The 14,335-nt window shown below is 68.9% G+C and carries 12 protein-coding genes and 1 pseudogene; 4 read left to right on the forward strand and 9 right to left on the reverse strand.

Annotation, left to right across the window (positions count from 1 at the left end):
* The first annotated feature begins 21 nt into the window (after window positions 1-21).
* Window positions 22-2,022, forward strand: a complete 2,001-nt coding sequence (locus ACTWJ5_RS17930) for a peptidase U32 family protein (protein ID WP_444436232.1) — start codon at window positions 22-24, stop codon at window positions 2,020-2,022.
* Between the two features lie 49 nt (window positions 2,023-2,071).
* On the opposite strand, the gene ACTWJ5_RS17935 is transcribed toward ACTWJ5_RS17930, so the two are convergent.
* Both ACTWJ5_RS17935 and ACTWJ5_RS17940 read right to left on the reverse strand, forming a co-directional pair.
* The gene (locus tag ACTWJ5_RS17935; protein WP_444436233.1) at window positions 2,072-3,277 is read right to left on the reverse strand and encodes a cytochrome c biogenesis protein DipZ; all 1,206 of its coding nucleotides are present in this window, start codon (window positions 3,275-3,277) and stop codon (window positions 2,072-2,074) included.
* A gap of 61 nt (window positions 3,278-3,338) precedes the next feature.
* Complete coding sequence (locus ACTWJ5_RS17940) at window positions 3,339-3,593, reverse strand: DUF2790 domain-containing protein (protein WP_074978701.1); 255 nt, start codon at window positions 3,591-3,593, stop codon at window positions 3,339-3,341.
* A 223-nt stretch (window positions 3,594-3,816) separates the two neighbouring features.
* Here ACTWJ5_RS17940 and ACTWJ5_RS17945 point away from each other — a divergent pair, with 223 nt between their 5' ends.
* The 3 genes from ACTWJ5_RS17945 (at window position 3,817) to ACTWJ5_RS17955 (ending at window position 6,453) form a co-directional block, all read left to right on the forward strand.
* Entirely contained in the window at window positions 3,817-4,557 is a 741-nt protein-coding gene (locus ACTWJ5_RS17945; protein ID WP_043314521.1) for a response regulator, read from the forward strand.
* A gap of 5 nt (window positions 4,558-4,562) precedes the next feature.
* Window positions 4,563-5,855, forward strand: coding sequence for a sensor histidine kinase (locus ACTWJ5_RS17950; protein WP_444436234.1), 1,293 nt, complete (start codon window positions 4,563-4,565; stop codon window positions 5,853-5,855).
* 109 nt (window positions 5,856-5,964) lie between these two features.
* Complete coding sequence (locus tag ACTWJ5_RS17955) at window positions 5,965-6,453, forward strand: HvfX family Cu-binding RiPP maturation protein (protein WP_261748602.1); 489 nt, start codon at window positions 5,965-5,967, stop codon at window positions 6,451-6,453.
* 643 nt (window positions 6,454-7,096) lie between these two features.
* Here the strand turns inward: ACTWJ5_RS17955 and ACTWJ5_RS17960 are convergent.
* The 7 genes and pseudogenes from ACTWJ5_RS17960 to ACTWJ5_RS17990 all read right to left on the reverse strand — a co-directional run bounded on the left by ACTWJ5_RS17960 (window position 7,097) and on the right by ACTWJ5_RS17990 (window position 14,330).
* Window positions 7,097-7,522 (reverse strand): organic hydroperoxide resistance protein, encoded by a 426-nt coding sequence (locus ACTWJ5_RS17960; protein WP_116423359.1) that lies wholly within the window; start codon window positions 7,520-7,522, stop codon window positions 7,097-7,099.
* On the reverse strand, window positions 7,522-8,310 hold the full coding sequence (locus ACTWJ5_RS17965; protein WP_444436235.1) for an HvfC family RiPP maturation protein: 789 nt from the start codon (window positions 8,308-8,310) through the stop codon (window positions 7,522-7,524). Before ACTWJ5_RS17965 ends, ACTWJ5_RS17960 begins: the two co-directional genes overlap by 1 nt.
* Complete coding sequence (locus ACTWJ5_RS17970; protein WP_444436236.1) at window positions 8,303-9,148, reverse strand: HvfB family MNIO-type RiPP peptide maturase; 846 nt, start codon at window positions 9,146-9,148, stop codon at window positions 8,303-8,305. Before ACTWJ5_RS17970 ends, ACTWJ5_RS17965 begins: the two co-directional genes overlap by 8 nt.
* A 172-nt stretch (window positions 9,149-9,320) precedes the next feature.
* Window positions 9,321-9,668, reverse strand: a pseudogene (locus ACTWJ5_RS17975) (HvfA family oxazolone/thioamide-modified RiPP metallophore); the annotation flags it as partial.
* A 609-nt stretch (window positions 9,669-10,277) separates the two neighbouring features.
* Window positions 10,278-12,722 carry a TonB-dependent siderophore receptor gene (locus ACTWJ5_RS17980; RefSeq protein ID WP_444436237.1) on the reverse strand — a complete coding sequence of 815 codons (2,445 nt, stop codon included), beginning with the start codon at window positions 12,720-12,722 and terminating at the stop codon, window positions 10,278-10,280.
* Between the two features lie 121 nt (window positions 12,723-12,843).
* On the reverse strand, window positions 12,844-13,818 hold the full coding sequence (locus tag ACTWJ5_RS17985) for a FecR domain-containing protein (protein ID WP_261748598.1): 975 nt from the start codon (window positions 13,816-13,818) through the stop codon (window positions 12,844-12,846).
* Window positions 13,815-14,330, reverse strand: coding sequence for a sigma-70 family RNA polymerase sigma factor (locus ACTWJ5_RS17990; protein ID WP_261748597.1), 516 nt, complete (start codon window positions 14,328-14,330; stop codon window positions 13,815-13,817). Before ACTWJ5_RS17990 ends, ACTWJ5_RS17985 begins: the two co-directional genes overlap by 4 nt.
* Window positions 14,331-14,335 lie beyond the last annotated feature (5 nt).

The raw sequence follows: 14,335 nt of genomic DNA on the forward strand, positions 1-14,335 counted from the left end.
ACGCCTGATGAAGAAGAAACCATGTCCCTGCCCAAGAACCATCTGGAACTGCTCAGCCCTGCCCGCGATGTGAGCATCGCCCGCGAGGCCATCCTGCATGGAGCCGATGCCGTGTACATCGGCGGCCCGAGCTTCGGCGCCCGGCACAACGCCTGCAACGAGGTGGGCGACATCGCCCGGCTGGTGGAATTCGCCCACCGCTACCACGCACGCATCTTCGTCACCATCAACACCATCCTCCACGACGACGAGCTGGAGCCGGCCCGCGCGCTGATTCACCAGCTCTACGACGCCGGCGTCGACGCGCTGATCGTGCAGGACCTGGGCGTGCTCGACCTGGACATCCCGCCGATCGAACTGCACGCCAGCACCCAGACCGACATCCGCACCCTGGGCCGGGCCAGGTTCCTCGATCAGGCCGGCTTCTCCCAACTGGTGCTGGCCCGCGAGCTGAACCTGAAGGAAATCCGCGCCATCGCCGACGAAACCGACGCGGCCATCGAGTTCTTCATCCACGGCGCGCTCTGCGTGGCCTTCTCCGGCCAGTGCAACATCTCCCACGCGCAGACCGGGCGCAGCGCCAACCGCGGCGACTGCTCCCAGGCCTGCCGCCTGCCCTACACCCTGAAGGACGACCAGGGCCGCGTGGTGGCCTTCGAGAAACACCTGCTGTCGATGAAGGACAACAACCAGAGCGCCAACCTCAGCGCCCTGGTCGACGCCGGCGTGCGCTCGTTCAAGATCGAAGGGCGCTACAAGGATATGGGCTACGTGAAGAACATCACCGCCTACTACCGCCAGCGCCTGGACGGCATCCTCGCCGAGCGCCCGGACCTGGCCCGCGCCTCCAGCGGCCGCACCGAGCACTTCTTCCTGCCCGACCCGGACAAGACCTTCCACCGCGGTAGCACCGACTACTTCGTCAACGAGCGCAAGGTGGACATCGGTGCCTTCGACTCGCCGACCTTCACCGGCCTGCCGGTGGGCGTGGTGGAAAAGGTCGGCAAGCGCGACCTGATCGTCGCCACCGAGCAGCCGCTGTCCAACGGCGACGGCCTCAACGTGCTGGTCAAGCGCGAGGTGGTGGGCTTCCGCGCCAACATCGCCGAGCCCAAAGGCGAATTCGAGGAAGACGGCGAGAAACGCTACCGCTACCGCGTCGAGCCCAACGAAATGCCCGAGGGCCTGTACCGCCTGCGCCCCAACCACCCGCTGTCGCGCAACCTCGACCACAACTGGCAGCAGGCCCTGCTCAAGACCTCCGCCGAGCGCCGCGTCGGCCTGGACTGGCAGGCCCGCCTGCGCGAGGAACGCCTGGAGCTGAGCGCCACCAGCGAGGAAGGCGTGAGCGTCAGCGTCGCCCTGGACGGCCCCTTCGGCGCGGCCAACAAGCCGGAGCAGGCCCTGGAGCAACTGCACGACCTGCTCGGCCAGCTGGGCACCACCCAGTACCACGCCGAGCGCGTCGAGCTGGACGCGCCGCAGGCATTCTTCATCCCCAACTCGCAGCTCAAGGCCCTGCGCCGCGAGGCCATCGAGGCGCTCACCGCCGCCCGCGTCGCCGCCCACCCGCGCGGCAGCCGCAAGGCCGAGACGAACCCGCCGCCGGTGTACCCTGAGGCGCACCTGTCGTTCCTGGCCAACGTGTACAACCACAAGGCCCGCGAGTTCTACCACCGCCACGGCGTGCAGCTGATCGATGCGGCCTACGAGGCCCACGAGGAAGCCGGCGAGGTGCCGGTGATGATCACCAAGCACTGCCTGCGCTTCTCCTTCAACCTGTGCCCGAAGCAGGCCAAGGGCGTCACCGGCGTGCGCACCAAGGTCGCGCCCATGCAACTGGTGCACGGCGACGAGGTGCTGACGCTGAAGTTCGACTGCAAGCCCTGTGAGATGCACGTGATCGGCAAGATGAAGGGCCACATCCTCGACCTGCCGCAGCCGGGCAGCGCGGTCAGCCAGGTGGTCGGCCAGATCAGCCCGGAAGACCTGCTCAAGACCATCCGCCGCGCGCCGCACTGAGGCGCCGACACGACAGCGCGGGGCGGCCCCATGACCGCCCCGCCGCTGTTCAGCCCGCCGGCTGTTCGCGCTCCTGGAGCAACTGGCGGATGATCGCCTCCTGCCCCTGGTAGTCGCCCTCGCCCACGTGCTGGTAGCGCACGTGGCCCTTGGCGTCGATGAAGTAATGCGCCGGCCAGTACTGATTGGCGAAGGCGTTCCAGATGCGGTACTGGTTGTCCAGCGCCACCGGGTAGTGGATGTCGTTGCGCGCCACGGCCTTCGCCACGTTCGCCGGGATGCGCTCGTAGGGATACTCCGGGGTGTGCACGCCGATCACCACCAGGCCCTGGTCGGCATACCGCTTCGCCCACTGGTTGACGTACGGCAGCGTGTGCTGGCAGTTGATGCAGTCATAGGTCCAGAAATCCACCAGCACCACCTTGCCGCGCAGCTCTTCGCTGGTCAGCGGTGCGCTGTTGAGCCACTGCACGGCGCCATCCAGGCTGGGCATGGCGCCCAGGTCGGCCAGGTCGGCGGCGCTGGCACTGGGCATCAGTTTGTCGAGCAGCTTGGGCACGCCATCCAGCACCTTGTGCTCCAGGCCGGCCAGGGTGCGCGAGGCGCCGGAGCCCAGCAGTTGCGCGCTGGCGCCGCTACCGATGACCACCACCGCCAGCAGGGCCAAGGCCCCTGCCCCACGCCGTAGCCATTCCAGCGCACCCAGCGACGGGCGCAGGCGCTGGTACAAGCCACGACCGAGGAACAGCGCGGCGCCCAGGGCGACGGCGCTGCCCAGCCCATAGGCGAACAGCAGCAGGCTGGTGGACGCATTGGGCCCCTGGAGCATGGCCCCGGAGAGGATCAGCCCGAGAATGGGCCCTGCGCAGGGCGCCCACAGCAGGCCGGCGGCGAAGCCCAGCAGCCAGGCGGAAAGCGCTGGCGGCAGGCCACGTGCCTGGCCGTGCAGGCGGTCGCCGAGCCAGGCCCAGGGCCGCGAAATCCAGGTGCCGAAGCGTGGCGACAGCAAGGCCAGGGCGGAAAGCCCGAGCAGCCCCAGGGCCAGGTAGCGGCCGACCTCGCTGGCCTCCACCACCCAGGCGCTGGACACCGCCGCCAGGCTGGCCAGCACGGCGAAGCCGCTGGCCAGGCCCGCCAGGGTCAGCAGCGGCGACCAAACCGGGCCACCAGCGCGCTGCAGCAACAACGGCAATACGGGAAGGATGCAGGGGCTGAGCAGGGTCAGCACCCCGCCGAGAAAGGCGACGATCAGCATGGGAATCTCCTTTTGAAGGGGGCTGGAGCGGCAGGGCCATCCCTGGCCGGGGCGGCGTGCATCAACCGCCTTCGTTGCAGTCGCTGGAGAACTTCTGGTAGGCCAGGCTATGGGGCTGGCCGTTGGAGTCCAGGTAGTCCATGCGCGCCTGCACCACCTGGCAGCTGCCGGGGTCTTCATGCAGGGCCAGGACCTTCTTCACGTCCAGGTGCTGGCCGTAGTGGTATTGCTCCACCGGCGCGGGGGCGCTGGCGGCGAAGCTGGCCAGGGGCGCGGCGAAGGCAAACAGGGCGGCGGCAAGGGTCAGGGTTTTCATGGCGGTGTCCTCGGGTGTGGGTTCGTGACGCGGAGGCCGTGTGCCTTCCGCTTGGTGCCCATTTCACCCGCCGCGGGTATCCCGCCTGTGTCCGCCACGGCCTGCGAATGCCGCCCCAGGTATCGGCGCGGCGAATAGATACACTGGTATACAAACCCTGGCGGGAATGCGCCGCCTTGCTCTATACACTTGCCCCAACGAACGAACCGATTGGGGAACCACCATGGAACACGTCGATCACGTCCTGATCGTCGACGACGACCGCGAGATCCGCGAGCTGGTCGGCAACTACCTGAAGAAGAGCGGCCTGCGCGTCAGCCTGGCCGCGGACGGCCGGCAGATGCGCGCCTTCCTCGACGGCAACGCGGTGGACCTGATAGTGCTGGACATCATGATGCCCGGCGACGACGGCCTGAAGCTGTGCCGCGAGCTGCGCGTGGGCAAGCACAAGGCCACCCCGGTGCTGATGCTCACCGCGCGCAACGACGAGACCGACCGCATCATCGGCCTGGAAATGGGCGCCGACGACTACCTGACCAAGCCCTTCTCCGCCCGCGAGCTGCTGGCGCGGATCAACGCCGTGCTGCGCCGCACGCGCATGCTGCCGCCGAACCTGTCGATCACCGAGAGCAGCCGGCTGATCGGCTTCGGCCCCTGGCGCCTGGACACCAGCGCGCGCCACCTGCTGGACGCCGAGGGCACCCTGGTCGCCCTGAGCGGCGCCGAGTACCGCCTGCTGCGGGTGTTCCTCGACCATCCGCAGCGGGTGCTCAGCCGCGAGCAACTGCTGAACCTGACCCAGGGCCGCGAGGCGGACGTCTTCGACCGCTCTATCGACCTGCTGGTCAGCCGCCTGCGCCAGCGCCTGCGCGACGACGCCCGCGAGCCGGACTGCATCAAGACGGTGCGCAACGAAGGCTACGTCTTCTCGCTGCCGGTGCAGCTCATCGAACCCGCCGAGTGACCGCCATGCCCCGCACCCTGGCAGCGCGCCTGGCGCTGATCTTCCTCACCGGGCTGGTGCTGGCCTACGGCCTGTCCTTCAGCTCGCAGTTCTACGAACGCTACGTCAGCGCTCGGAGCATGATGCTCGGCAACCTGGAAAGCGACGTGAGCACCGCCGTGGCCCTGCTCGACCGCCTGCCGGCGAACGAGCGCGAGCAATGGCTGCCCATGGTCGACCGGCCCAACTACCGCTACCGTCTGGACGAAGGCGAACCCGGCCAGGCCATGGACATGGCCCAGGCGCCCATGGCCGCGACCAGCATCGAGAGCGCCATCGGCTCGCGCTACGCCCTGCGCTTCGAAACCCTCCCCGGCCCGGACGCGCACTTCCAGGCGCACCTGCGCCTGGCCGACGGCAGGCCGCTGAGCATAGACGTCACTCCCCGCGGAGTGGCGGCGGTGGCGCGCTGGCTGCCGGTGGTGCTGGTGCTGCAGCTGGCCGTGCTGCTGGTCTGCACCTGGCTGGCGGTGCGCACCGCGATCCGCCCGCTGACGCGCCTGGCCCAGGCCGTCGACCACCTCGACCCGGACACCCCGGCCGCGCCGCTGGACGAGAACGGCCCCAACGAAGTGGCCTACGCCGCCCGCGCCTTCAACGCCCTGCAAGGCCGCATCGGCGACTACCTGAAAGAACGCATGCAGCTGCTCGCGGCCATCTCCCACGACCTGCAGACGCCCATCACGCGCATGAAACTGCGCGTCGAACAGATGGACCCATCGCCGGAAAGCGAACGCCTGTGGAGCGACCTGGAAGAAATGCAGCACCTGGTCCGCGAAGGCGTGGCCTACGCCCGCAGCATGGACGGCGCCAGCGAGGCACAACGCCGCGTCGACCTCGACGCCTTCCTCGACAGCCTGGTGCTCGACTACCAGGACGCCGGCCAGCAGGTCAGCCTGCAAGGCCGCGCCGGCGTACCCCTGGAAACCCGCCCCCACGCCCTGCGCCGGGTGCTGGGCAACCTGCTGGACAACGCCGTGAAATTCTCCGGCGCCGCGCAACTGGAGGTGGGCCGCGAAGACGGCAAGCTGTGCATCCGCGTACTCGACCGCGGCCCGGGTATCGCCGAGGAAGAACTGGAAGAAGTCCTCAAACCCTTCTACCGCGTGGAAAGCTCGCGCAACCGCAGCACCGGCGGCACCGGCCTGGGCCTGGCCATCGCCCACCAACTGAGCCAGGCCCTGGGCGGCCGCCTGACCCTGGCCAACCGCGACGGCGGCGGCCTGTGCGCGCAACTGGAATTGCCGCTCCCGGCCTGAGCGACCGTACAAGCCGATACAAGGCGGCCCCCGGCGGGACACATCCGGGACAAGCCGCCTTGCCAGCATGGCTCCACCAGCCGACTCCCCAGCCCAAGGAAACATCGCCATGCAAAGCACCCTCGCCACCACCCTGCGCCCCCTCGACCGCCTCGGCGCCTGGGGCGCCGATATCCCCCTGCGGCTGTTCCTGGCCTGGGAATTCCTCGAATCCGGCCTGGAGAAGTGGAACGGCGAAAACTGGTTCGCACAAATCCACGACGCCTTCCCCTTCCCCTTCGACCGCCTGCCGGTGAGCCTGGACTGGCAAATCTCCCTGTGGGCCGAACTGATAGCCCCGGCGCTCCTGCTGCTGGGCCTGGGCACCCGCTTCGCCTCGGCGGTGCTGATGGTGCTGACACTGGTGGCCATCGCTGCCGTGCACTGGCCGGCGCACTGGTCCAGCCTGGGCGAACTGGCCATGGGGTATTCGATCAGCGATAACGGCTATGGCAACTACAAGCTGCCGTTGATCTACCTGGTGGCGCTGGTGCCGCTGCTGCTCAAGGGGGCCGGGCGGTTGAGCCTGGATGCGTGGTTGGGGCGGCGGTTTGCGTAGGCTGCCGCACAGAACTGACGAACCCGCCGTGTGGCGGGTTCTTTTTTTCCTGGTGTCGTTGGTGCTGGGTTTAAGAATGCCCTCTCCCCAACCCTCTCCCTGAAGGGAGAGGGGGCGGTCCTGAGTGGCCGGAAGATTCGGAGTCATCCTGATACTCCTCACCATCCCCGTCATTCCCGCGAACGCGGGAACCCAGTGACTAGCTGTTGGTGCTGGGTTTAAGAGCACCCTCACCCCAGCCCTCTCCCAAAGGGAGAGGGGGCTGTCCTGGGTGGCCGGAGGGTTCGGAGTCATCCTGATACGCCTCACCATCCCTGTCATTCCCGCGAACGCGGGAACCCAGTGACTGGCGCTTCGCGAGCAAGCTCGCTCCTACGAAGAGCATTTCGGAGCAGCCTGCTAGACAGCTGACAGCAAGTAGGGCGCATAACCGTTCGCGGTTATCCGCCGTACGAACTAAAAGGACAGCGCCGAGCTTCCAAAGCGCACGGGACAGCTCCCTCTCCCTTCAGGGAGAGGGCTGGGGAGAGGGGCTCTTCTTCACCGGTAGCGCCCCCCTCCGCCCCCACAAAAAACGAGCCCAAACGAAAAAGCCCGCACACCTGACCAGGCACGCGGGCTTTCCAATCATCACCTCACCCCATCACGGAACCTCGAAAGTCACCTCGATATTCCCCCGGGTAGCCCGGGAATACGGGCAGATCCGGTGCGCCGTCTCCACCAGCTTCGCCTTGTCCCCGGCAGCCAGCCCCGGCAATTCCACCGTCAGCCTGGCCGCCAGGGCGAAGCCGCTGCCGTTGTCGGTGGTGCCCAGGGTCACGTCGGCGGCCACCGCCACGTCGGCCGGCAGGCGGATGTCCAGTTTCTGCCCGGCGCGGCGCAGGGCGCCGATGAAGCAGGCGGACCAGCCCACGCCGAACAGCTGCTCGGGGTTGCTGCCGGGGCGGCCGGAGCCGGGTGGGCTCAGGCGCACGTCCAGTTCGCCGTCGCTGGAGCTGCCGCGGCCGTCGCGGCCGCCGGTGGTGCGGGTGTGGGCGGTGTAGAGGATGCTGTCCAGGATGTCGGTCATCAGGGTGTCTCCTTGGGGGCTGGGGAATGCTGTCGGCGGTGGATGGCACACAGGTTGCGCGTGCCGAGCACCACGCCTCGTGCGTGAAGGTCCCGCAGCAGGGCCAGGCCCTGCTGCAGGATGGGTTCGGGGTCGGCGCCGATGGCCTCGGCCAGCATCTGCAGGTGCTCGCGGCCGCTCAGTTGGCGGTCGCGCACGGACTCCAGCAGCGCATGGGCCAGCGGCGCCAGGCGGGCAAAATGCATCTGCTGGTCGTCGCCGCGGTGGGCCAGCAGCAGGGTCGGCTGCTCCGGCGGTTGCTCGGGCAGGTGGCCGGGGCCCAGCTCGCTCACCGGCCAGGCGTAGGCCAGCGGCCAGGCCAGGGACGACAGCAGCGGCACGCCGTGCAGCAGGTCGCCCTGGGGATCGTGGGCCGGCTCCCGGCTGTCGCTGAGCAACAGGGCGGTCTCCACCCACTCGTAGTGCGCCAGCTCGGTGGCCCAGGCCGGCGCGTCTATCCCGTCCTGTTCGAGGAAGGCGACGAACTCGCCGGCCAGCTCGGTGAACAGCGGCGTCTGGCAGCGGTAATCGGCATAGAAGGCTTCCGTCAGCGCCTGCCAGTGGGCCTCGGCCAGGCTGGCGCGCAGCACCGGGAAGCTGCCGGCCAGCAGCGCCTGCACGTTGCCCAGGAACAGCTGGCGGTACACCGCCAGGCGCCGCGCCTCGATGCCCGGCGGCGGCGCGTTGCGCTGCGGGTCGCGGATGTGCCGGGCCAGTTGCAGCTGCTGCTCGCGCAGGGTGTCAGCCATGGCGCACCTCCCGCGGGGCGGCGGCCTGCTGCAGGGAGCGGATGCAGTCCACCTCCGCCAGCAGCTCGGCCAGCGGCGGGAAGTTGAAGTCACGCTCCAGCAGCGTCGGCACCAGGCCGCAGTGGGCATAGGCCTGCGCCAGCAGGCTCCACACCGGCTGTTGCACGCTGGCGCCGTGGGTGTCGACCTTCAGATCCGGCGCCTCGTCGTAGTGCCCCGCCACGTGGATGCAGGCCACCCGCTCGGCGGGTACCCGGGCGAGGAAAGCAGCGGCGTCGTAGCCGTGGTTGCAGGCGTTGACCACCAGGTTGTTGACGTCCAGCAGCAGGTCGCAGTCGGCTTCCGCCAGCACGGCCCGCAGGAAATCGATCTCGCTCAACGCCTGGTAGGGCGCGGCGTAGTAGGAAATGTTCTCCACCGCGATACGCCGCCCCAGCACGTCCTGGGCCTGGCGGATGCGCGCGGCGACGTGGCGCACCGCCTCGTCGGTGAAGGGCAGCGGCAGCAGGTCGTAGAGCTGGCCGTCGTCGGAGCAGTAGCTCAGGTGTTCGCTGAACAGGCCGACGCGGTGGCGGTCGAGAAACTGCCGGGTGCGCCGCAGCAACTCCAGGTCCAGCGGCCCGGGGCCGCCGAGGGACAGCGACAGGCCGTGGCAGGCCAACGGGAAGCGTTCGGCCAATTGCGCCAGGCCGTCGCCGTAAACACCGCCGACGCCGATCCAGTTGTCCGGCGCGCATTCGAGGAAGTCCACGGCTGCGTCGGGCATCGCCAGCAGCTCGGGCAGCAGCGCGCGACGCAGACCGAGGCCGGCCCCGCGCGGTAGGGAATGGGCATTCATGGCAAGGCTCCGCGGGGGAGAAATGCCCTCCCGGCAGAGAGGGCTGGGTGGCGCGTCCGGCTTAGTGGCGGTCGCCCTGGAACCTGGCGAACAGCCCGGCCGGCATCGGCTTGCCGTTGGCCTCGAAGACGCTCTTCAGGTGCTGGTAGGCCTCGGCCTCGGAGATGACGCCGTCGTGGTCGGCGTCGATCCTGTCGAAGTCGCCGGCGCGGTCCCTGGCCACGGCCAGGAACTCGTCGCGCGAGACCTTGCCGTCGTGGTCGCTGTCGGTGCGAGTGAAGGAGGCGTCGCCGCACTTGCCCTCCCCGCACTTGCCTTCGGCCTGGGTCGCCTTGGCCTTGCTGGCGCCGCACTTGCCTTCGCCACACTTGCCCTCCCCGGCCTTGTCGGCGGCGGCGAGCTGGTAGCCCTGGGGCAGCGCCTCGACGGCGAAGGCCGAGGTGGCCAGGTTGGCGCCGCCCACCAGGGCGATGGCGAGCAGGCCGATGCGGGTCTTGGTCTGGATCGGGTTACGGGACATGGGTGGTTCTCCGATGCTGGGCGCTTGGTGCGCGGCTCAAGGGGCTTGGTCGGACCGGGATGAGCGAGGGGCTGGCTTTCGAAGCCCGCCGGGTGTCGCGTCCGGGTGTGGCCATTTGGCCCGCGCCATGTATCGGTGGCGTATCGGAGGGGGGTTGGGTTTGTATGCATGCCTTGTGGAGGGGCGGGTTGGATACATTGGGATACAGCAGAGAAGTGTGGAGTTTGCTGGTGACGTAGGGGCTGGGTTCAAGAGCCCCTCACCCCAGCCCTCTCCCGGAGGGAGAGGTGGCCGTTCGGCGTGGGTGGATAACACGGCGTCAGCCGGGAGGTTCGTAGGGCGAATAACCGCTCGCGGTTATCCGCCGAATCGCGGACAGAGTCCGCTCCTACATCACCGGCAAATATGACACCCATCGCCTGGCCGCATGGGTTTCGCCAAGGCTCAACCCATCCTACGAAAAGCGCCTCGGTGCAGTCGGCAAGACAGTTGCTCCCACGGTTCCAGGGAAACACGGGCGTAGGAGCGGACTTTGTCCGCGATTGGATTCACCGGCCACGCCGGACATCCCGGTGGCACGGGCAGCCCCTCCCCCACAAAACCCCAACCTCAGAAGTTGTAACTCACCGAAGCCGTCACATTGCGCGACGGCCCATAGAAACCAGACCCACCGCTATACAAACTCATCAGATACTTGCGATTGGTCAGGTTGTTCAGGTTCAACGACGCACTCCAGTGCTTGTCGATGTCATAGCTCCCCATCAAATCCACCAGCGCATAAGCGTTCTGCCGCACACGGCTGTCATCATCGAGCTGAATCGCACTCTGCCAGCTCACCCGGGTGCCGACCTTGGCCTGGGGCAGGCCAGGCAACTGGTAGGTCAGGCTGCTGCGCAGGCTGTGGGTGGGCACGTACTGGCGCGCCTTGTGGCCGTCCGGGTCCTCGATATGCACGTAGGTGTAGCCGCCCTGCAGTTGCAGCCCGGGAGCCAGTTGGCCGCTGGCCTCCAGCTCCGCGCCGCGGCTCTTGAAGTCCTCGCCGTTGTAGATGGTCTCGCCGCCGGGCAGGCTCTGGTCGGTGGCTTCGGCGACGTTGCGCTGGTCGGTCTTGAACAGCGCGGCCGACACGCTCAACTGATCGTCGAGCAGGCTGCCCTTGATGCCGGCCTCGTAGCTCTTGCCCTCCAGCGGGTCGAGCACCTTGCCCTGGGCGTCCATCACGTACTGCGGGTTGAAGATCTTGGTGTAGCTGGCGTACAGCGAATACTGCTCGTCGAGGTCGTAGACCACGCCGGTGTAGGGCGTCACCTCGCCGTGGATGCGCACGTCGCGGGCGCTGCCGTAGTCGGTGCCGTCGCTGTCGACGCTGAGCATGCGCGCGCCGAGGATCCAGTGCAGCTGGTCGGTGAGGTTCAGGCGCGTGCCGGCGTAGACGCTCTTCTGCCGGTCGGTGAAGCGCGCCATCTCGATGGTGTCGTTGGTGTAGGTCAGGCTCGGCCTGGGCACCGCGCCGCTGAGGGTCTGGCCCAGGTCGGCGTCCATGAACTCGTCTTCGTTGTTGTAGTAGCCGCGGTCGCTGTGCTGCGAGCGGCCGTAGTCCACGCCCAGGGTCAGGTCGTGCTGGCGCCCGCCGAGGCTGAACGGGCCGCTCAGCTGGGCCTCGCCCAGCAGCTGCTTCTCGCCGGAATGGCTGTGGCTGGGGTCGGCCAGCCAGGGCGTGTCGGCGTCGTTGGCCATCAGGTAGTACATGTCGGCCTGCTGGCTCTGGTCCACGCCGGTGACGTTGAGCTTGCCCTTCCAGCCGCCGCCGAAGTCGTGGGCCAGCTCGACGAAGGCGCGCTGGGTGTGCACGTCCCAGTAGGTCCAGTCCTGGCCGATGTTGGCGCCGCGGCGGCTGTAGTGGATCAGGTTGCCGGCCTGGTCGGTCAGCGGCAGCGCGCCCCAGCTGCTGCCGTTGGAGTTGCTCTTGTTGTCGGAGAAGCCGACCGTCAGGGTGTCTGCCTCGGTGAGGTCGAAGGCCAGCATGCCGCTGAGCACGTTCTTCTCGTGAGAGTAGCGGTCCAGGTAGGAATTGCCGGTCTCGTTGGCGTAGATGAAGCGGCCGCGCACGTTGCCCGAGTCGGTCAGCGGGCCGGAGGCGTCGAGGTCGATGCGGCGGGTGCCCCAGGAGCCCACCGACAGCTTCACCTGCGCCTGCGGCGTGTAGGTCGGGCGCTTGCGGATGAAGTTGACGGTGGCCGAGGGGTTGCCGGTGCCGCTCATCAGGCCATTGGCGCCGTGCAGGATGTCCACCTGCTCGTACTCGGCCAGGTCCAGGTCGCCGCTGAGCAGGCCGGCGCTGAACGGCGAGCCGATGCCGTCGTACTCGAAGTTGTTGATGTCGAAGCCGCGCGAGGTGAAGTTGGTGCGGTCGGTCTCGTACTGCTCCACCGTCACCGAGGGCGCGCTGCGCAGCGCGTCCTTCACGCTGTTCATGTTGAAGTCGTCCAGCTGCTGGCGCGACAGCGTGGTGACGCCCTGGGGCGTTTCCCGCGGCGTCAGGCCCAGGCGCGTGGTACTGCTGTCGCTCAGTTGCTGGTAGCCGGTCGGGGTACCGGCGGCGCCAGCGTTCGCCTGGATCACGGTCGCGGACATGGCCAGGGTATCGCCGCCTTTGCCGACCACGGTTTCGGCCGGCATCTGCAGCGCGGCGCCGGCGTCCTGCAGGGCGTAGATGCCCGCGCCGCGCTGCATCAGTTGCAGGCCGCTGCCGCGCAGCAGTTGCTGGAAGCCCTGCTCGACCGTGTAGCGGCCCTTCAGGCCCGGGCTGTTGCGCCCGGCGAGCCTGGCCGGGTCGAACACCAGCTGCACGCCGGCACTGGCGGCGAAGCGGGCCAGCACGTCGCTCAGGGCGCCGGCGCCGATGGCGTAGTCGCGCGCGGCCTCGGCGGCCATGGTCACGGACGGGGCCAGGGCCAGCCCGGCGCAGCCCAGGGTCACGCCATGGATCGCCGCCGCCAGGGCCAGGTGGGTGAATCGACGAGTGTCGGAATGCCGTCGGTGCTTCGAAGCCATGCGCTTTGCCATCCTTCAAGCCGCGCCTCGCGCGGGCTGCCCACCCCTCCCCATGAGGCGTGTTCACCCTCTATCCCGGACGAGATGGAAAAAGTGCTCAGGGGGCGCGAAATTTTTTTCGCTAGCGGGCCGAAACCGTCACCCAGTAGCGGCTCAGGCGCGACACCCGCACCGGCAGCGTCAGTTCCAGGGCGTTCAGCGCCTGGTCCGTGTCCGCCACCGACAGCGCGCCGGAAACGCGCAGCCCGGCCACCTCGGGGTCGCAGCGCAGCAGGCCGTGGCGATAGCGCGCCAGCTCCGCCAGCACCTCCGCCAGCGGCTGGTCGCGGGCCACCAGCATGCCCTGCTCCCAGAGCGCGGCGCTGTCGTCCACCGGCGCGCTGCGCAGCACGCCGCGGGCATCGAACCAGGCCTGCTGGCCGGCGGAAAGGCGCATTGCCGCACCAGCGTGCGGGCGGATCTCCACCTGGTGCTCGAACACCGCCACCTGGCACTGCTCGCCCAGCTGGCGCACGCTGAAGCGCGTGCCCAGCGCCTCGACCACGCCCTGCTGCGCAGCGACCAGGAACGGCCGCCGCGGCGCCAGCGGGTCGGCATGGGTGGTCACCAGCACCTCGCCGGTGCGCAGGCGCAGGCGGCGCGCCGTAGAGTCGAAGTGGACATCCAGCGCCGACACGGTGTTGAGCACCACCCGGCTGCCATCGGCCAGCGTCAGCGCCTTGCGCTCTCCGGTGGCGGTGCTGGCATCGGCCATCCAGCTGTCCCAGGGGGCGCTGCGCGCCACCAGCCAGCCCGCCGACGCGGCCATCAGCAGCGCGCTCAGCAGGCGCAGCGCGCGGCGGCGGCTCAGGCCCTTGAGCCCTTCCAGGCCATGCAGCGCCTGGCGGCCCAGCTCCGTGGGCACCGCATCGAAGGTGCCGAATACCCGCTCGGCGCGCGCCCAGGCCTCGCGGTGCGCATCGCTCTGCCCGCGCCAGCGCTCGAAGGCCTGCCACTGCGCCTCGCCGGGGGCGTCGAAGCGCAGCGTCATGACCCACTCGGCGGCCTCCTCCAGCAGCCTGGCCGCCGGCGCGGCGCGGGCCTCCCCGCGGCTCATGGCTCGCAGGCCGTCATGCAGGCCACCAGCGCCTTGTGGATGTGCCGGCGCACGGTGATCATCGCCATGCCGGTGCGCTCGGCGATCTGCTGCAGGGTGAGTTCGTGGAACTGCGCCAGCAGGAACACCTCGCGCGTCTGGCGCGGCAGGCCGTCGAGCATCGCGTCGATGCGCAGCAGCGACTCGACGATCAGCCAGTGGGTTTCCGGCGCCGGCACCTGCGCCTCGGGCAGGTGCGCGATGGCCTCGCGGTAGGCCCGTTCCACGTCCTGGCGGCGCCACAGGTCGATGACCAGGCCCTTGGCCACCTGCACCAGGTAGCGCCGCGAATCGGCCAGCGGCGGCGTGCGCCCGGAGCTGAGGATGCGCAGGTAGGTGTCATGGGCGATGTCCGCCGCGTCCGGGGCATTGCCCAGGCGCTGGCGCAGCCAGCCGAACAGCCAGCCGTGGTGGTCGCCATACAGGCGCTCCAGCGCGACGGCCGGCGAAGCGTGGGACGAAGCGGAAAACATGCGCG

It is taken from the genome of Pseudomonas sp. A6, assembly GCF_052367875.1.
Taxonomy (GTDB): domain Bacteria; phylum Pseudomonadota; class Gammaproteobacteria; order Pseudomonadales; family Pseudomonadaceae; genus Pseudomonas; species Pseudomonas citronellolis.